Below are 17466 nucleotides of genomic sequence, written 5' to 3'. Positions count from 1 at the left end.
CCTAACTCAATCAATTTTAACTAAGTTGCTGTTTTATCAGAAGTTTTAATCTTCATCACCGCCGATGGATGTGCATTCTACAGCATTTTAATGCGCTTGCAACTCCTTTTTTTAAATAACTCAACAAAAATATCACGACTGTTTACTTATTATACAAAATAGAAGCTTTTTATTATTTTTTGCACGCAAACGGGATAGGATTGGCTAGTTCATCACGCATTTTTTCCTGTTTATTTTTTTCTTGCCAGCTTAGTGAGCGGCAATCGATATATTCACAATAGCCACTTTCACCTGTTTCTTCATGATGATTAATTCTGATTTGATATTTAAAACTACCCACATAACCTGCTGCCAAGCCAAATTTAAAATCTCCACGGCTTTGTGCCTGTACGGAAATGCAGGTGCCATCTTTATCTTCATAAGCCCATTCAAACTCACGCGGCAAATACATGCTTTGCCCATTTGGTGTTTTTACTTTGGGATAAACACGATGTACTTTAAAGCGGACGTTCTGGTCAAACATTTGCGAGACACCTGTTTTCCCATCTCGTAGATATAAACGTGACTGTAAAATACCGTTGAATGAATCTCGGATTTGAGCCAAAAGCAGTTGACGCTGATTTTCCAGATTAATGACTTGGTAAGTAAAAAATGCCAAAGGCAAATAGGGGAAATTAATGGAACGAGCATATTCAAAACAGCCCATCTGCTGAATCTCAATTTTTTGTTCCTTATAAGTCACCTGCCCTTCACATTGACACAGTAAAGACCAGTGATCTGCCAACCCCATACGCAACTGGGTAAAATAAGAAACAATATTGCTGGTGCAAATTGATAAATCAAAACTTAGTTCTTTATCTTTACGCTGTATATAGAAATGGGGAAAATTTCCGCTAATGATTTCCCTGTCTAAAAACTGAAAATGTCCGTTGCTAAAACGACAATCTTCACCCACCGAGTAAGAATTTAATTGCCCCACCATATGCGGACTAATACTGGCAATGGTAGTGGCAGTATCTAAAGCTGTGGTTTGAATGGCACTTTCATTGCGCAGCATTGCCGCATTCGGCTGGCCGATCAGACTAATGAAGTTGAGGTAATGTAAGGGTGCGGGTAGACCAGGAATCATCAAACCTTGATGAATGATTTTATAGCGACCTTTTTGCGCATGATAGGCCAAGCGCAACTGAAATGGAGCCTGATTGAGTTGTTTGGAGCGATCAAATAAATCTTGAAACAACTGCATATCGTGCTCCTTTTTATTTTCAGTATAGCGTTCTCATTTTTATATGGCGGTATTTTTTCTTGCCAGGAAAGTAGTCACAAAACCCGACAATGCATAGATAATGGAAATCACCAGAATCCCTACAGGGATATTATAAGTAATTGCAGCAAAGATAAACACTGCAATCGGTAACACAAAAAATGGCACTCGTTTGCGATCAAATGTTTTAAATGAATAGTATTTAATATTGGAAATCATCAGTAATCCCACAGCAATGATCGCAATCGCATTAAAGATCTGAATACCCAATTCGCGCAGATCAAAAATTTGCGGGAAATCTTGTGCGACCCAGACTAGGGTAATAATGATCACCGCAGCCAACGGACTTGCCACACCAATAAAATAGCGTTTATCTACCACACCAATTTGCACATTGAAGCGTGCCAGACGGAAAGCTGCACAAGCGGTATACACGAAACAGGCCGCCAGTCCAATGCGCCCCAAATCATGCAGACTCCAGCTATACATTAAAATGGCTGGTGCCACGCCGAAAGCCAGCAAGTCAGACAAGGAGTCGAACTGTTCGCCAAACGGGCTTTGAGCACCAATCGCGCGCGCTACCCGACCGTCCAATCCATCAAATAATGCCGCCAGAAAAATAGCATAAATGGCTTGAGTAAAATCTCCATTCATACTGGCAATAATGGAATAAAAGCCCGATAGCAAAGCGGCTGTTGTAATCAGATTCGGCCACAGATAGATGCCACGACGTTTCACCTTTTGTCCCTCGTGGGTATGCTCTTCTTCTTCCACTTCAAAGGTGATGCCATCAAAACCATGCTCATCACGTGGAGAAGATTCACTTTCAGGTTTGTTTATACTTGTCATTATTTGTCGATCCTAAATGTAACCGTATCTTTTTCAACGTATCTCTTATTCACCAACCAACCAGCGAACCGCGGCGTGCCCACCATTTTCACTCATGCGTAAATGTGGGAACAGCCATTGTAATGCCTCATCCGCATCTTCAGAAAATTTCCAAGGCGGATTAATCACCAGTAAACCACAACCATTCAAGCCAACTGGAGTGTCATCTGGCCATACACAAACTTCACATACCAATTGACGGCGAATACCGGTTTTGATCATTTTCTTTTCAAAACGTTCAATCATGGCGCGATCTTTAATTGGATACCATACAGCAAAAATACCCGTAGGCCATTTTTTATACGCAGCAACCAACAATTCGACCAATTGTGGAAAATCTTTACGTTCCAATTCGTAAGGCGGATCGATCATCACCAGACCACGCTTTTCTTTAGGTGGAATCACCCCAAGCAAGCCTTCATAGGCATCACGTTCATGCAGGCCGGCACGGCGGTCACGAATATTAAAACGCAGCTGCTGGAATACTTCAGGCTGCATTTCGAAAATAGTCGCTTTATCTATTTCGCGCATGCCTTCCAGAGCAAACCACGGTGAACCCGGATAGGCACCCTTACCTGAAACTTCACGCATATCCTGAACAATTTTAAGATATTGCTTTACGCCTTCAGGCGCATTGCGGATGATTGAATCATCCAGTTTGATTAAACGGTGAATACCATTTAAAAACTCGCCTGATTTTTGCGCTGCAGACGTCGATAAATCGTATTTACCTGCCCCACCATGCGTATCGATATAGCGATAAGGTTTATCTTTGGCATTTAAACGTGTTAAAAGTTGCAGCAATAACACATGCTTCATGACATCGGCAAAATTGCCTGCATGGAAATGGTGACGGTAATTCATGTTTCTTTAATTCCTGATATCAACCGCTATTTTAGCATGAAAAAATGTTTCGTTCCGCAGGATATCTTGCTCTAGAATACAACAGCATTTTTCTATCCTATTGTGAGTATAGCTGTATGGATGCAATTCACCTTCCAAAGTCATGCAATGTTGATCAAATGATTGAAGATCTAGATCAGCAGGGCTTTAGCATTATTGATGATGTTTATCCTGAAGAATATATTCACGATTTAGTAGAAGAATGTACTTCTCATTTAAATCAGTTTAGAGATGCAGCCATTCAAAACGGGGTAATCAGTAAAATTCGTAGTGATCATATTTTATGGATTAATGAAGAATTAGAAAAAGCCCAACAGCACATCAAAACCTTGCAAAATCTGGGAGAAGAACTGAACCGAGCCTTTTTCCTGGGCATTCGGGAAGTCGAAGCCCATTTTGCCTGTTATAACGCCGGTGAATTTTATGCACTGCACCGTGACAACCCCCAAGGTAAAAATGGCCGTGTGATTTCTGCTGTGTATTATCTGCATGAAGACTGGCAAGCAGACTGGGGAGGCGAATTGCGTTTGCAGGATAAAAATGATCAGTGGCACATTATCCCGCCAAAACCGAACCGTATTGCCCTATTCCAAAGTGATTTATTGCACGAAGTACTCAAAGCCAAGCATCAACGCTTGTCCATTACCGCATGGTTACGCAGCGGCAATTCCATTTGGTAATTCACAGCAGAGGATGCTTTAAATCTGGAAAAACATCCTCATATAGCAATCATTGACAGATGAGGATGTAACCGATGCGGGAAAACACCAAACAGATTATTCAACGTATTGGCGAAACTGATCAGTTGTATTTACAAGGGAATACGCCAAAACTTGCCTTAGAACGTGCTGAGTTACGTATGCAACTGGTTACACTCAGCATCGTACGTCAGGAACAGATTCATTTTCTGCAAGAAGCTGTGGTTCTGCTTGAACAGGGCCGTATTGAATTTGAAGAAATGCCGTTAAGTTTATATATGAACTTATCTATGCATTTAGCCAAAGCCTATATGTTGTATTTTGAAATTACCAAGGAACAAAGATTTGCCTTGATTACCCAGCAGATCTTAAAGCCCATCACTCACGACCAGTATGGGGAAGTTTATTTTTTCCTGGCCTATGCTTCTGCGGCCAAGAGTGAAACCGCCTTAGCGCGACATTGGCTCACCAAATACAGTAAAACTGCCGATTTTGACTTGATTCTGGTACAAGAGCATCCAGCCTTTCACCCATTCCGTGAGCATGACTGGTTTGTGCATTTAGTCAAAAGTAAAGTGCATTAATTGCAGATTTAACGATAAAAAAAACGCCTGCAATGAGGCGTTTTTTTATGATCTGTCCTGCTTAAAAGTTCCTTCTTCTCAGCAGGTTTTAAACATCACCTGTCTACAAAGATCAGGCAGATTGCAGTTTGGTGGCATTCATATGTAATTGCTGGTTCAGTTCATCAATCAACATGACCCACTCATCTGCATCTTCCACTAAATAGCGAATTAAAAACTCACGCTGGGATTTATTCCAGAAGGGAGCATCATGCAAGTTTTGATGTGCAGGTAATTGATGAGTCCGTATAAAAAGCTCAATAGCTGCAGGGCTAGAAGCCAGCCCAAGTTGTTCAAATAACATTTTAAAGGATGGGTTATTATTCATAAGCATGGCACACTCCTTATCAACCAAACTGTCATTTATTATTTAATTAACTTATAAAATATTCATAAAAAAACCTAGTCATAAAACTAGGTTTGTTGTTTCAATTTGTGTTCACTGATGGGTTGAGGTTGAAAGCCGGTCTTCGGTATGCAATTGTTCATTTAAGATATCCACCACCATGGCCCATTCATCATCTTTTTTCCAATGGCTGATCAGAAAATCATGCTGTGCCTGTGTCCAGAATGGAGCGTGATGCAAAGGGATATCCATGGTCAATTGATGGCTTTCTATAAACCGGTCTATCGCCTCTTGGCTCGCGTCTAGTCCCAACTGCTCAAATAAAAGCTCCAATGTAGGTTGTTGATCAAACATCTCATTCTCCTTAAACCTTTATTGTTAGCTTTTAAATTAGACGCAAACCCTTACACATTCAGTTGTCACTGCATCACAGCGTGTTATTTTTTGTTCAAGAGCAAATTTCAGATATAAAAAAAGCACCCCTAGTGGAGTGCTTTTCAATTTAATCTAAAAGATTAAATTATTTAACCATGTCAGCAATTGCTGCACGTTCTTCTTCTAACTCGTTAAGAGTGAAGTTGATACGTTCACGGCTGAATTCGTCGATTTCAAGACCTTGAACGATTTTGTATTCGCCGTTTTCAGTCGTTACAGGGAAACCGAACATTACGCCTTCAGGGATACCGTAAGAACCGTCAGAAGGAATACCCATAGTTACCCATTCGCCGTTTGTGCCAAGAGCCCAATCGCGCATATGGTCAATTGCAGCGTTTGCAGCAGAAGCAGCAGAAGACAAACCACGCGCTTCGATGATTGCAGCACCACGTTTACCAACAGTTGGAAGGAATACGTCTTTGTTCCAAGCAGCATCGTTGATTTTGTCTTTTAAGCTTTCGCCGTTTACAGTTGCAAAACGGTAGTCAGCATACATTGTTGGAGAGTGGTTACCCCAAACAGTCATAGTTTTGATGTCAGAAACTGCAACGCCAGCTTTTTGAGCAAGTTGAGTCAACGCACGGTTGTGGTCAAGACGCAACATTGCTGTGAAGTTTTTCGCTGGAAGATCTGGAGCAGATTTCATTGCGATGTAAGCATTGGTGTTCGCAGGGTTACCTACAACAAGTACTTTAACGTCACGGCTAGCAACTTCGTTTAATGCTTGACCTTGACCGATGAAGATTTCACCGTTCACTTTAAGAAGGTCAGCACGTTCCATACCTGGACCACGTGGACGTGAACCAACTAGAAGCGCGTAGTCAGCATCTTTGAATGCAACTTTAGGATCATCAGTACCGATCATGCCAGCCAATAATGGGAAAGCACAGTCGTCAAGTTCCATCATTACGCCTTTAAGCGCAGCTTGAGCTTTCTCAAAAGGAACTTCTAATAATTGAAGAATAACTGGTTGGTCTTTACCCAACATCTCACCGCTAGCGATACGGAATAATAGGCTGTAACCAATTTGACCAGCAGCGCCAGTAACGGCAACGCGAACAGGTTGCTTCATGTAATTATCTCCAATTGAGAGGATCGTCATAATAATTAAATAGCTGTTCTATTTAATCTTAATAATCATAAACGGCAAAGATTGTACTCCAATACTTTGACAGATGCATTTAAAAGAGAATGGATTTCAACAAAAGTATGATAGGAAATATAAATAAAATATATAAAAAAGCTTAGTAAGAACCTTTTATGGTAAATAAATTTGGACAGGTATTTTCCACTTCTGCGGAACAGCGCTTGTACTGTCCATTATTTTTGTAGCAAAGTTTCACTTCGGTCAGAATGGCATTTCCCTGGAAAGTCGAACAGCTAAATCTAATGGCATTGGCAGGTAAACTTGGATTCAAACGCAGAAACTGCAGCCGAAGATTGGTCTGATGCATGGCTCGCGTTTCAGGACTGGTTAATTCCTTCGGAATTTTGAGACGTTCAGCATAATTAATGATGGTACGGAAATATTGACTTGAGTTCATCTGTACACATCCGCCAATTCCACGCCAAAGTTGCATGCGGGCATTTTCATCGGGCATGACTCGTGCCACGACTTTCGCCTGTAAGGGAGATAAAGCCGCAGAGGATGTGGTCCTGCACTCGGTTTCCGAAGTTTCCGGATACAAACCGGAAATATTCAGCGAATAGCCTTCCAGACATTTTCGCTGTTTTGATTTTTGGGCATCAAACATGCATACCGCAGGGGTCATTTGTACCACCATGACATAACCCTGCAAAGGGGCTGCAAAAGTTTGAGGTGCAAACAGCCCTAGTCCAGCACTGCTCACCGCGAACAGTGCCCATCTTAGTAAAACTGAAGTTCGCCCAGAAAATATCATCAACAAGTCAGACCTATCAATAAAACTAAAACTAAAAATTAAGGATTATTTCTTAATGGAATTATATTCATCCGTTTTTCAATCGACTGCGCTCCTTGTCCAAGCAACACTCCATAATGGGTGGCGTTGGTCATGACATATTTTACATAATCACGTGTTTCGGTTAAGGGAATGGTTTCAGTATATTGATCAGCGGCTATCTGCTGGGCATCCGGTTGCCAACGACGTGCACGGTTTGGACCAGCATTATAGCCAGCCGTTGCCAGCACAGGATTATTGCTGAGTTGGCTCTGAATCATCGACAAATAAAAAGTGCCATAACGAATATTGGTATTCATGTCGGTTAAAGCTGCCGGATTATAAGTTTCGCCCATTTGCCGGGCCACCAGTTTCGCCGTATCCGGCATAATTTGCATTAACCCTCCTGCACCCACATGTGAACGTGCCTGTGAAACAAAACGACTTTCCTGACGCATCAAACCATAGGCCCATGCAGGATCGATTCCGGCATTTCGACTATGGCTGACCACATAACTTTGATGTGGCATGGCATAACGATAGGAATAATTGTGCTTGGATTCAGTACGGTCAGCCGCGTAAATGGCACGGTCGTACCAGCCTATATCCGTCGCACGTTTTGCAGCTGCCAGCAGTAAGCCATCATCATGTTTTAAATAGGCCTGACGCACTGCCCAGTTCCATTCACGATTCACATAACTATCCGGTGCGTTGACACGGCGTAAAGCAAAAGCACGGTTGAAATGAATATTTTGGCTTAAACGCTGCACATCACTATTGGAAGGTTGAACATTATTGGGAATATTATTGTAACTTTGCCCTAACTTATCTCTGGCCAGCAGATTATGGTAATCATCCCCCTGTGCCAGTTTTTTAAAAATCTCTTGCGCTACACGTTTAGAGTGAGCATCGCCACGTTGCTCTGAAGCCCGTGCCAACCAGTACTGCCAGCGGTCTTCCTGCTTTTGGGTTACGCCCATCGCATCAATGGCCCGAATCAGGCTTTCCCATGCACTAAAACGAATGGCTTGACGGGCATAAATTTCCGCTTCTTCTGCACTAAAGGGCAAACCGTAACTGGCATCCAGATAATTCAGTACTTCACGGTTAAAATTGTTTTTCATCACCGTGGTTCCCCCAATATAGCCCACAGTACGATAGAGCGATTTTTGTACTTGTAGCGGTGTCCCCTCTGCTGCATTTTTAACGGAAGCCATTGCGGTATTTAAGTCGCTATCAGCCAGACGTCCCAGGGCATAAATCAAATAAGCCTGATCTGCACTGGTGGCTTTAGGCGCAGACCATAAATAATTTAAAGGATTGGCCTGAATTTGATTGAGCTGTGCAAGTGATAGGCTCAGCCCCAGCGTTTGTGCCGTTGCCAAGGCCAAGCCCGACTGGCCTGCGCGAAGCTGTCCCCACAAACGTTGCTGTCTGTCCTGCTCGGTCATTAGGGGACTCGACAGCATCATACGTCCCAAACCGGTACAGGATTCAGGTTGTGAGTTGGTAGCAAGCCAGACATCTTTATATTCAGCAAAAACCAGGGGATCACCCGATTTGGCACGAACCTGCGCAACCGCACAGTTTTCCGCCTGATCCGGATTGGTCACATACTGCAAAATAGGCTGCGCAGTCGCAAAATCTGCCTGCTTGACTTTTTCTTCGACATAATCGGCAGCCAGTTTTTCCGCCATGGCCGATTGCGGATAACGCTGAGCAAAATTAACAATATTACTGGAAGGTTGTGCAGATAAATTCGCGTTCAATAACCAGTATTCCGGATAATAACCCAGCACATCGTTCTGCATCGATGCCTGATATTGTTGTAATAAATCTAAATTTGCAGAATTGGCAGCACGCAAAGCATCATTAAACTGTTCATCAGCCGCATAAGAAATCGAAATAAAACCGCTAGATGCCAAAGCAAAAGCAAGCACTTTATAATAATTTTTATTGATTACCCGATTAAACATATGCCCGCCTTCTGTCATTTAATATTGCCTTGGTCGCACCTAATCATTTTTGAATAGTTTAATTATTATTACACTACTCTACTGTTCTGTTATGTAACCTTATGATTAGACAATATTAATTTTCAATCATTTTTACTTCACAAATCAATATTTTTGCAGCTTTATTTAGAGCTATAAGTTTGGCTTCGATTCCTGCTAAAATATGCGCCTTTCTTGTATTCAAATTGCATTTTTTCAAGATGGCAGTCAGCCTCTTTTTTTTCCCTTCAATACCATTAGGCATTGAACGGAAAAAGAAATATCGCTCGCTGAGTGAGCTTGATACAGTCAGTCTTGAATTGCGATTTCACCGATTTATCCTTTAGGAGCCTACATGACGGTTCAAACCTTCATACCAAATAGTGCCCAAGCTGCTTCAGAAAACACTGTTACCCAGCCACAGCACACCCTAGCCGACGGTTCAGTGAAAAAACTGTATATCGAAACGCAAGGGTGTCAGATGAATGAGTATGACAGTCATCGTATGGCAGACCTGTTGGGCGACTCACACGGTTATGTACTCACCACTGACCCAAATGATGCCGATATTCTGCTGATGAATACCTGTTCCATTCGTGAAAAGGCTCAGGAAAAAGTCTTTTCCGAACTGGGTCGCTGGCGCAAGCTGAAAGAAAAAAACCCTGATCTGGTGATTGGGGTCGGCGGTTGTGTCGCTTCTCAGGAAGGTGACAATATTCAGAAACGTGCACCTTATGTCGACATGGTTTTTGGTCCGCAAACCTTGCACCGTTTACCGCAAATGCTGGATCAGCATAGTGAACAAATTGAAAAACCGAAGAAAGAAAAAATCAAGCTGGTGGATATTTCTTTCCCGGATATCGAAAAATTCGACTTTTTACCTGAACCGCGTGTTGAAGGCTATAAAGCGTTTGTTTCGATTATGGAAGGCTGTTCCAAATACTGTTCTTTCTGCGTCGTCCCTTATACCCGCGGCGAAGAAGTATCGCGTCCTTTAGATGACGTACTTGCAGAAATTGCCGGTCTGGCGGAAAAAGGGGTTCGTGAAATCAGCCTATTAGGTCAGAACGTGAATGGTTACCGCGGCGAAACTTTTGAAGGCAATATCTGCACCTTTGCCGACTTGCTGCGTCTCGTTGCCGAAATTCCGGGCATTGGCCGTTTACGTTATACCACTTCACATCCGCTTGAATTTAATGATGACCTGATTCAGTGCTACCGTGACTTACCACAAATGGTTTCGCACCTGCACTTGCCGGTACAAAGCGGCTCCAACGATGTGCTGAAAGCGATGAAGCGTAACCACACCATCGATGTCTATATCGAAAAAATTAAAAAGCTACGTACCGTCCGTCCGGATATGCATTTATCTTCAGACTTTATTATTGGTTTCCCGGGTGAAACCGATGAGAACTTTGAAGAAACTTATCAATTCATCCAGGATTTAGATTTCGACCACTCTTACAGCTTCATTTATTCAAAACGTCCAGGTACACCCGCTTCAGAACTTGAAGACAACACCCCTGAAGATGTGAAAAAAGAACGTCTGGCCAAAGTTCAGCAATGGATTAAACGCTCAAGCATTGATAAAACTGATGCCATGCTCGGCACCATCCAGCGTGTGCTGATTGAAAAAGTTTCTGACAAAGATCCGAACCTGTTGATTGGTACGGCGGACAATACCCGTCTGGTCTCTTTCATTGGTGATCCGGCCTGGGTTGGGCGTTTTGCAGAGATTGAAATTACCGAAATTAAAACTTTAAATTTTGTTTACGGTGAGCTCTTGAATCTTGAGCCTGACGTGGCGTAATGTAAGGTGATCAGTAAGATCATTTTATAAGGAATTCTCTTGACTGCAGCGATCCGACGTACAGTAACTTTTCCTGGTATTTCAATGGAACGTTTAAAAGGCATGCTGGGTGCTTATAACGGTCATTTGAAACAAATCGAACAGCGTTTAGAGGTCAAAATTTCCCATCGAGGTGATGCTTTTTACATCGATGGTGAGATTGATGCAGTAGAGAGAGCCGAAAGCCTCTTGATGCGTCTACATGAAGAAACTGAAACCAGCCAGCAAGTCAGCGCGGATACTTTGCATCTGATGATTCAGGGCAGTCAGACGGATCGTGAATTGCAGGAAGACTTTTCTGACAATGAACATACCGGTCTCGATGCCGTGTGGTTGCAAACCCGCAAAGGCCGGATTAATCCACGCGGTGCCAATCAAAAGCGTTATGTACAGCGTATTTTGCAAAGCGACATCTCATTCGGGATTGGTCCTGCCGGTACCGGTAAAACCTATCTTGCCGTGGCTGCTGCGGTAGATATGCTGGAACGTAATGAAATCCAGCGTATCCTGCTGGTTCGTCCTGCGGTTGAAGCAGGGGAAAAACTCGGTTTCTTACCGGGGGATTTAAGCCAGAAAATCGATCCGTATTTGCGCCCGCTTTACGATGCCCTGTATGAAATGCTGGGTTTTGAAAAAGTCGCCAAACTGATTGAACGTCAGGTGATTGAAGTTGCGCCCCTCGCCTATATGCGTGGCCGTACCCTCAACCATTCTTTCGTGATTTTGGATGAAGCGCAAAACACGACGCCAGAACAGATGAAAATGTTCCTGACTCGTTTAGGCTTTGGTTCACGTGCGGTCATTACCGGCGACATCACTCAGGTCGATTTACCTCGCGGTCAGCAATCTGGTTTAGCCCATGCTTTACGTGTACTGGAACCTGTAACCGAAATTCATATCACCCGTTTCCATTCCCGTGACGTAGTTCGTCACCGACTGGTACAGAAAATTGTCGAAGCCTATGAAGGATGGGACAGTGAACAACACCGTCTTAGTGCTGAAGCACGGGCAGAACGTAAAGCGCGTCAGGAAGCATTGATTGCTGAAAATGATGCTGCTGCCGATGCTCAGGACTAAGATACTTTAAGGATTCATTTTGAAACTTAACCTATCATTGCAACAAGACTACCAGTCACCTGAACTGGTACTAAAACGCGCTTATATTAAAAAGGTCATTGAAACTACACTTCGTTTTATCAATGTCGATCAGGACTGCGAAATCGGGATTGCCTGTGTAGACAATGACGAAAGCCAGAAGCTGAATCTGGAGTATCGTCAAAAAGACAAGCCGACCAATGTGCTGTCTTTCCCGAGCGATGTGCCAGAAGAAGTGCTGGCAATGCTGGATGCCCTACCCATTGGTGACCTAGTGATTTGTATTCCTGTGGTTTTACAAGAGGCCATTGATCAGAATAAAACCCCGATTGAGCATTTTACTCATATGCTGGTGCACGGCACCTTACACTTGATGGGCTATGACCATGAAACCTCGGATGAAGATGCAGAAGAAATGGAAGCATTGGAAATTGAGATTCTGGCGAAGTTAGGTTTTAAAAATCCCTATACTGAGCAACAGTAAGTTCTAGCAGCCTTCCCATTTATTAAACCCGATTAATTTCGATTAGTCGGGTTTAATAAATGCCAAATAAGCATAAAATCTTAAAATACTCCTCAATAAATGCTGGAAAAAATGATGAACAGAATTCTTTTCCGACTTTGCCTGATTTCAGCGTTATTTCCTGCATCCCAACTGTATGCCAATGTTGAATCTGTATGTAAGGAAGTAAGGTTCCAGCCAGCAGATAATGCCTGGGTAGGCCATTATTATCTGGAAGGCGTGATGGAAGTCGGCTCTGAGCTTTTACTGCAACCAGACGGCAAGTTTAAATGGTATCTGGCAGTCGGTGCTTTAGACCAATATGCAGAAGGAACCTGGTGGAAAAATGGGACATGTATTGGCTTGAAAGCGGCTCCCCAATACCACCAATATTTACAAATCTTCCCGACCCGCCTCGATCTTTCAGAACAGGACTTAAACGTGACATGGCCGGATGGGCGTCAAAAGGGACACTATGTATTAGCATCACCTTAAAAACATAATCAAAATAAATACTTGTCAAACTTTTAAAAGCAGATCAATGCCATTCAATCAATGCACCTCAAACTCAGCTTCAGCCGGGTCAAACCGCCAGGTACGCACAATGCGAAGCTCGGAAATATCTTTCATCCCTTTATCAAAACCACCGAATGGAGCAGCTTTACGTACTGAAGTCTTGGCCGCTTCATCCAGTAAACCATGACCTGAACTTTCAATCAGACGAATGGCACGAATTCCGCCACTTTTATTTAAGATGACCATTAAACGGACCTCTCCTGCGAGGCGTTGCACTTTGGCTGCATCGGGATAATAGCGGTTACCGTAAAATTCTACTTTCTCACGGAATTTTTCCAAATAAGCGGCAGAAATATCCTGCTTGGCCTGTATACCATCTACGGTTTTAATTTTTTGCTGACGACTAAAATTTTGCTGACGTTGCAAATATTGTGCTTCCAGACTTGCCACCATCGCGGCCTTGGCCTGAAACTGGCTATTCAGCTCCTGCGTGGCTTTTTTGCGCTGGTTCTGTTCTGCTTCTTTCTTCCAGCTTAAGGTGGTCATCAGCACTTTTTCTTCAAAGCTGAGTTCGCGTTTCTGTTGTAAACGCTCCAGAGTTTCCTGTTGCTGTTCACCGGTCGTTTGCTCAGTCATCGCTGCCGGCATATCGCTCGACATACGGTGTGCTTCACGAAAAGTTCCAGAACCTTGCTGATCTGCCTGTGCCAAAAAATCCGCATGTTCCACCTTGTCCTCACTCGGACGTAATGTGACGGCGATCTCTTTGACTGCCGCATCACTTTCTTGCGGCATGGCAAACTGCAAAGTCAAAATAATCAAATGCAAAGCAACAGCTACAATCACTGCACTTGTGAAAATTGGATCTTTCCACCATGCATGCATTAAAGGTGCGAAACTGATTTTCTTAAGCATCACATTAAACCGACAAAATGTCTGGTCCCCAAACTGCATAAAAGCAGTATAAAATAAACACAGCGTCTAGTTTTGAATGAAGAAACGAGAACTCAGTCAATAAGCACGCTGTAGACAATTAAAATCATGAAAATGGTGCAATTAATTTTGTTAAACTGCAAGGTGGAATATCTGTATTTTTAATACTTTCGACAGAATCTATCGAAGTTTAAGAAGATTAACTCGCTGGGATGCCTTATATGCAAACGCTACTATCCAATATCTCTAAACGTATACGCCAGGTGTATGAAAAGGCTGAAGGGTTTATTGAAGATGAGCGTGAATTCCCCCTTTCTCAAGTTTTTTTAAATGCAACTTTTCAGCGTTTTGTTACTGACAATGTTGCCATGCTGAAAGATCTGCATGCCGACTTGCATGAAGACTGGCTACGCTTATATGCAACGCTTGATGTGAAGGGTTTATACATTACCCTTTCAGTCGATTTGAAACTGGTACAGATGGAACTGAATAAAGACACCCAACTGATTGTGTTTGAACAGATTAGTGACACCCAAGTGATTGAAGCCAAATTCAAAAATATCTTCCAAAAGCTTGCTGTAAAATTTGCTTTATTTTTCTATCAAAAAGTACTCAATCAAGACCCTTTGGGCATGATTCTTGAAAAGTTGAATGTCATTAAAGTAAAAGATGACTTATTGCATCTGGATTTAAACCGATGGTTAGGCAAAAAGCGTTCTATCATTGATACCTTAGCAAAAGTGCATGTCAACCATGCGGTTTTGCGTGAAGCTGAACTGGTGGTCATAGGCAATGTCAACCTGACTGCATTATTCAGAAAAATGTCCGAAGATTCGATGGAGGTCTGGGAGATTGCGGAAGAATACCAGGACAGCAAAGTCAGTCCGGTTAAGCAAAAATAAATTAGATGATGATTACTGATTAAAATCTATATTTTTTAGGGAAAAACTACATAAAGATACAGATCGAACAAAATTTCAGATTTTATCTTCATAATCAAAGCGCATAATACCGTTTAAAGACAAGTTTTACATTTTATTCCAAATTCAGAGGAACAATTTACTGATGGCTCACCCTGTATTGAAAACAATTGCGTTGACATCTGGATTAAGCACTACTCTGTTGTTTGCTGGTTTCTCAAGCCAAACCTTCGCCATGAGTCCATTCCAGGCAAGCTATCAATTTAGCTATAATGGCAAAAATCTGGGTTCTGCTACCCGTACATTAAGCAAGTCGGGAAATAACTGGACTTATGTTTTTGCTGCAAAAGCTGCTGGCTTGGCTTCTGCAACAGAAACCAGTTATTTTGGCTTTAATAATGGCCAAATTATTTCCCATACTTTCAGCCGTAGCAGTAAAGTACTCATTCACAATAATACAATGAGTATCAAGTTTAATCCCACAGCTAAAACCATTAACACCAAGAAGGATGACACAGCACGTTCATTTGCCTGGAAAGCCGGTACGCTGGATGAACTGAATGCTGAATTACAACTGCGTGAAGACTTAAAATCATCCGGGCTGAGATCAAGTTATGCGATTGTCGATGCCAAAGAAGTGGAATCACGTCGTTTTGTCAAACAGGGTATGGAAAAGGTAAAAACGTCTTATGGCACTTTCGACACCATTAAAGTAGTGCTCAAGCACAGCAAGCCAAATCGCGATACCATTTTTTGGTTAGCACCCAAACTGGACTACACACCCGTGAAAGTAACCCATCAAGATGGCAAAACTTCCTATGGTTTATTGTTAACAGGGTATAAAGGCCCAACCAGTTAATCGATTTGAGCAATTTCGCTTGCATTTTTTGAGAGCCTTTTTAAAATACGCTTTTGCTTGAAAAAGCATCTGCCCTTAGAGGAATTCTCCCGTGCACGCACTAGAACAGAAAATCTTAAGTGAAGGTATCGTTCTATCTGATCAAGTTCTGAAAGTTGATGCTTTCTTAAATCATCAAATCGACCCTGTATTAATGCAGCAAATTGGCAAAGAATTTGCTGCCCGGTTTAAAGATGCAGGGATCACGAAAATTATCACCATTGAAGCTTCTGGTATTGCTCCAGCAGTCATGGCCGGTTTAGAACTTGGTGTGCCTGTGATCTTTGCACGTAAATATCAGTCTTTAACCTTAAAAGATGATTTATACCGTTCCAAAGTGTTCTCGTTCACTAAACAAATTGAAAGTACCATTGCCATTTCCAACAAGCATATCAACTCTAGCGATAAAGCTTTAGTGATTGATGACTTCCTGGCAAATGGTCAGGCTGCTTTAGGTCTTGCCGATTTAATTCATCAGGCAAATGCAGAAGTTGTGGGTATTGGCATTGTAATTGAAAAATCTTTCCAGCCAGGGCGCCAATTGTTACTTGATAAAGGTTACCGTGTTGAATCTTTGGCACGTGTTAAATCTTTAGAAAATGGTACTGTTGAATTTGTCCGTGACTAGAATTTCAACTGAATTTAAAAAGAACGCTCAGGCGTTCTTTTTTATAGGTGTTTGTTTTTAGAATGCATATTTTATGTGAAACAGCTATCCAGAATAATGTTAACAAAATCGGTGCTTACTCACCTGCTCTAGGTGAATTCAGCTTGCTGGCCCCTGCTTCAAAATGAGATACAAGAAAAAATAAATTCTTTGCACTTTTTTGTCCAATAATTCGAATCAACTCTAGTCAATAGCGTGGTTTTACATCTCATAACAACCGAACTTTCACACCAAATAGGACTGGTTAAAGATTAATTTAACTATAAAGCAATATTCACTGAACATTTTTTACTCTAAAATAAAAAAGTCTAACTATCCGCAAATAGTTAGACCCTGGATCATATTGAGCGGTGGATTTACTTTACGGTCACAGTAATGCTACCGGTGTTCACAGCACCAATAGCTGAAGTTTTGATACCATCAATATGATTCACTTTTCCATCTACATTTACAGATGCATCAATAGCTGCTGAATTAAAAGCTAAATTCGCTGCAGTGTAATTACTCAGAGTTTCAGAGAATTGGTCGTAAGTATCCGTATTTAACGATGTACTAATGGAACTTTCAAACTCTGATGAGCGTTCAGTACGCCATTCTTCCAAATTACGCGCCGCACTTCTTTCAGCATCCAAAGTTGTCTCTAATGTACCCGTATTCACTGCGCTCAAATTGCCTTGCTGCAAATTGATACTACCGGTGTTTACCGCACCAATTGCTGAAGTTTCTACTGCAATTTTGTCTCCCACATTATTCAGTGAGTTATACCGCCCATCTACATTGACCGTTGCATCAACAGTAGCGGTATTAATGGCAAGGTTAAGCGCAGTACCATTTGGCTGGGTATGTTGAGATAAAAGATTTAAGGCACCATTTAACCCAGTATCTACAGTGACCTCTTGAGCATTAGCCATGCCTGCACCGGACAAGAAGGCAACAGATAAGGCGATTGTTTTGATAGTCTTATTCATGGTTATTTTCCTTTTTTCTAATTTTGAAGTACTTCTCGCTAAGCACTT

The 17466-nt window shown here is 42.1% G+C and carries 19 protein-coding genes; 9 read left to right on the top strand and 10 right to left on the bottom strand.

The features are described from left to right. Positions 1-172: 172 nt before the first annotated feature. From ABJ384_RS02275 to rlmJ, 3 genes are read right to left on the bottom strand one after another with little or no spacing between them, the layout of a single operon-like run. Positions 173-1246, bottom strand: coding sequence for a DUF6670 family protein (locus ABJ384_RS02275; RefSeq protein WP_349928640.1), 1074 nt, complete (start codon positions 1244-1246; stop codon positions 173-175). A gap of 39 nt (positions 1247-1285) precedes the next feature. Next, positions 1286-2113, bottom strand: a complete 828-nt coding sequence (gene pssA / locus ABJ384_RS02270; protein WP_349928639.1) for a CDP-diacylglycerol--serine O-phosphatidyltransferase — start codon at positions 2111-2113, stop codon at positions 1286-1288. Between the two features lie 45 nt (positions 2114-2158). Next, the gene (gene rlmJ, locus ABJ384_RS02265) at positions 2159-3016 is read right to left on the bottom strand and encodes a 23S rRNA (adenine(2030)-N(6))-methyltransferase RlmJ (protein WP_349928638.1); all 858 of its coding nucleotides are present in this window, start codon (positions 3014-3016) and stop codon (positions 2159-2161) included. A 116-nt stretch (positions 3017-3132) separates the two neighbouring features. On the opposite strand from rlmJ, the gene ABJ384_RS02260 reads away from it, so the two are divergent. Together ABJ384_RS02260 and ABJ384_RS02255 are read left to right on the top strand one after the other, a co-directional pair. Then, entirely contained in the window at positions 3133-3735 is a 603-nt protein-coding gene (locus tag ABJ384_RS02260; protein ID WP_349928636.1) for a 2OG-Fe(II) oxygenase, read from the top strand. Positions 3736-3809: 74 nt separating this feature from the next. Further along, complete coding sequence (locus ABJ384_RS02255) at positions 3810-4337, top strand: hypothetical protein (RefSeq protein ID WP_349928634.1); 528 nt, start codon at positions 3810-3812, stop codon at positions 4335-4337. Positions 4338-4449: 112 nt separating this feature from the next. Here the strand turns inward: ABJ384_RS02255 and ABJ384_RS02250 are convergent, their stop codons facing one another. From ABJ384_RS02250 to ABJ384_RS02230, 5 genes are all read right to left on the bottom strand, one after another. After that, on the bottom strand, positions 4450-4710 hold the full coding sequence (locus tag ABJ384_RS02250; RefSeq protein ID WP_349928632.1) for a DUF2789 family protein: 261 nt from the start codon (positions 4708-4710) through the stop codon (positions 4450-4452). A 105-nt stretch (positions 4711-4815) separates the two neighbouring features. Then, entirely contained in the window at positions 4816-5076 is a 261-nt protein-coding gene (locus ABJ384_RS02245) for a DUF2789 family protein (protein ID WP_086195730.1), read from the bottom strand. Positions 5077-5242: 166 nt separating this feature from the next. Then, positions 5243-6229, bottom strand: coding sequence for a malate dehydrogenase (locus tag ABJ384_RS02240; RefSeq protein WP_086195731.1), 987 nt, complete (start codon positions 6227-6229; stop codon positions 5243-5245). 172 nt (positions 6230-6401) lie between these two features. Next, positions 6402-7058 (bottom strand): ribonuclease I, encoded by a 657-nt coding sequence (locus ABJ384_RS02235; protein ID WP_349929693.1) that lies wholly within the window; start codon positions 7056-7058, stop codon positions 6402-6404. 38 nt (positions 7059-7096) lie between these two features. Next, positions 7097-9070: a transglycosylase SLT domain-containing protein gene (locus ABJ384_RS02230; protein ID WP_349928630.1), complete on the bottom strand. Its 1974-nt coding sequence runs from the start codon at positions 9068-9070 to the stop codon at positions 7097-7099. Positions 9071-9425: 355 nt separating this feature from the next. Between ABJ384_RS02230 and miaB the strand changes: the two genes are divergently transcribed. The 4 genes from miaB to ABJ384_RS02210 all read left to right on the top strand — a co-directional run bounded on the left by miaB (position 9426) and on the right by ABJ384_RS02210 (position 13011). Then, complete coding sequence (miaB, locus tag ABJ384_RS02225) at positions 9426-10880, top strand: tRNA (N6-isopentenyl adenosine(37)-C2)-methylthiotransferase MiaB (RefSeq protein WP_086195733.1); 1455 nt, start codon at positions 9426-9428, stop codon at positions 10878-10880. Between the two features lie 39 nt (positions 10881-10919). Next, complete coding sequence (locus ABJ384_RS02220) at positions 10920-11996, top strand: PhoH family protein (protein WP_086195734.1); 1077 nt, start codon at positions 10920-10922, stop codon at positions 11994-11996. A gap of 19 nt (positions 11997-12015) precedes the next feature. Further along, entirely contained in the window at positions 12016-12498 is a 483-nt protein-coding gene (gene ybeY / locus ABJ384_RS02215) for an rRNA maturation RNase YbeY (protein WP_180082183.1), read from the top strand. A 114-nt stretch (positions 12499-12612) separates the two neighbouring features. Continuing rightward, entirely contained in the window at positions 12613-13011 is a 399-nt protein-coding gene (locus ABJ384_RS02210) for a hypothetical protein (protein WP_180082184.1), read from the top strand. Positions 13012-13068: 57 nt separating this feature from the next. On the opposite strand, the gene ABJ384_RS02205 is transcribed toward ABJ384_RS02210, so the two are convergent. After that, positions 13069-13947 (bottom strand): TonB family protein, encoded by an 879-nt coding sequence (locus ABJ384_RS02205; RefSeq protein ID WP_349928627.1) that lies wholly within the window; start codon positions 13945-13947, stop codon positions 13069-13071. A gap of 239 nt (positions 13948-14186) precedes the next feature. Here ABJ384_RS02205 and ABJ384_RS02200 point away from each other — a divergent pair, with 239 nt between their 5' ends. From ABJ384_RS02200 to ABJ384_RS02190, 3 genes are all read left to right on the top strand, one after another. Then, positions 14187-14867: a hypothetical protein gene (locus ABJ384_RS02200; protein ID WP_349928625.1), complete on the top strand. Its 681-nt coding sequence runs from the start codon at positions 14187-14189 to the stop codon at positions 14865-14867. 163 nt (positions 14868-15030) lie between these two features. After that, a complete protein-coding gene (locus tag ABJ384_RS02195; RefSeq protein ID WP_349928623.1) occupies positions 15031-15744 on the top strand; it encodes a DUF3108 domain-containing protein in 714 nt (237 codons plus the stop codon). Between the two features lie 91 nt (positions 15745-15835). After that, positions 15836-16411, top strand: coding sequence for a xanthine phosphoribosyltransferase (locus ABJ384_RS02190; protein WP_086195739.1), 576 nt, complete (start codon positions 15836-15838; stop codon positions 16409-16411). Between the two features lie 395 nt (positions 16412-16806). Here the strand turns inward: ABJ384_RS02190 and ABJ384_RS02185 are convergent, their stop codons facing one another. Further along, the gene (locus ABJ384_RS02185; RefSeq protein ID WP_200223215.1) at positions 16807-17418 is read right to left on the bottom strand and encodes a hypothetical protein; all 612 of its coding nucleotides are present in this window, start codon (positions 17416-17418) and stop codon (positions 16807-16809) included. Between the last annotated feature and the right edge of the window lie 48 nt (positions 17419-17466).

The sequence above is a fragment of the Acinetobacter sp. A1-4-2 genome (assembly GCF_040233925.1).
In the GTDB taxonomy this organism is placed as follows: domain Bacteria; phylum Pseudomonadota; class Gammaproteobacteria; order Pseudomonadales; family Moraxellaceae; genus Acinetobacter.
Note: the sequence above shows the minus strand (reverse complement) of the source record. Positions and strands in the feature narration are given on the sequence as shown.

What these genes read in the sequence shown, in the direction of transcription:
- ABJ384_RS02230 (WP_349928630.1), bottom strand. Translation starts at nt 9,070, where the DNA reads ATGACAGAAGGCGGGCATATGTTTAATCGGGTAATCAATAAAAATTAT.
- miaB (WP_086195733.1), top strand. Translation starts at nt 9,426, where the DNA reads ATGACGGTTCAAACCTTCATACCAAATAGTGCCCAAGCTGCTTCAGAA.
- ABJ384_RS02235 (WP_349929693.1), bottom strand. Translation starts at nt 7,058, where the DNA reads ATGATATTTTCTGGGCGAACTTCAGTTTTACTAAGATGGGCACTGTTC.
- ABJ384_RS02275 (WP_349928640.1), bottom strand. Translation starts at nt 1,246, where the DNA reads ATGCAGTTGTTTCAAGATTTATTTGATCGCTCCAAACAACTCAATCAG.
- ABJ384_RS02260 (WP_349928636.1), top strand. Translation starts at nt 3,133, where the DNA reads ATGGATGCAATTCACCTTCCAAAGTCATGCAATGTTGATCAAATGATT.
- ABJ384_RS02255 (WP_349928634.1), top strand. Translation starts at nt 3,810, where the DNA reads ATGCGGGAAAACACCAAACAGATTATTCAACGTATTGGCGAAACTGAT.
- ABJ384_RS02200 (WP_349928625.1), top strand. Translation starts at nt 14,187, where the DNA reads ATGCAAACGCTACTATCCAATATCTCTAAACGTATACGCCAGGTGTAT.
- ABJ384_RS02210 (WP_180082184.1), top strand. Translation starts at nt 12,613, where the DNA reads ATGAACAGAATTCTTTTCCGACTTTGCCTGATTTCAGCGTTATTTCCT.
- ABJ384_RS02250 (WP_349928632.1), bottom strand. Translation starts at nt 4,710, where the DNA reads ATGCTTATGAATAATAACCCATCCTTTAAAATGTTATTTGAACAACTT.
- ABJ384_RS02245 (WP_086195730.1), bottom strand. Translation starts at nt 5,076, where the DNA reads ATGTTTGATCAACAACCTACATTGGAGCTTTTATTTGAGCAGTTGGGA.
- pssA (WP_349928639.1), bottom strand. Translation starts at nt 2,113, where the DNA reads ATGACAAGTATAAACAAACCTGAAAGTGAATCTTCTCCACGTGATGAG.
- ABJ384_RS02185 (WP_200223215.1), bottom strand. Translation starts at nt 17,418, where the DNA reads ATGAATAAGACTATCAAAACAATCGCCTTATCTGTTGCCTTCTTGTCC.
- ABJ384_RS02240 (WP_086195731.1), bottom strand. Translation starts at nt 6,229, where the DNA reads ATGAAGCAACCTGTTCGCGTTGCCGTTACTGGCGCTGCTGGTCAAATT.
- ABJ384_RS02195 (WP_349928623.1), top strand. Translation starts at nt 15,031, where the DNA reads ATGGCTCACCCTGTATTGAAAACAATTGCGTTGACATCTGGATTAAGC.
- rlmJ (WP_349928638.1), bottom strand. Translation starts at nt 3,016, where the DNA reads ATGAATTACCGTCACCATTTCCATGCAGGCAATTTTGCCGATGTCATG.
- ABJ384_RS02205 (WP_349928627.1), bottom strand. Translation starts at nt 13,947, where the DNA reads ATGCTTAAGAAAATCAGTTTCGCACCTTTAATGCATGCATGGTGGAAA.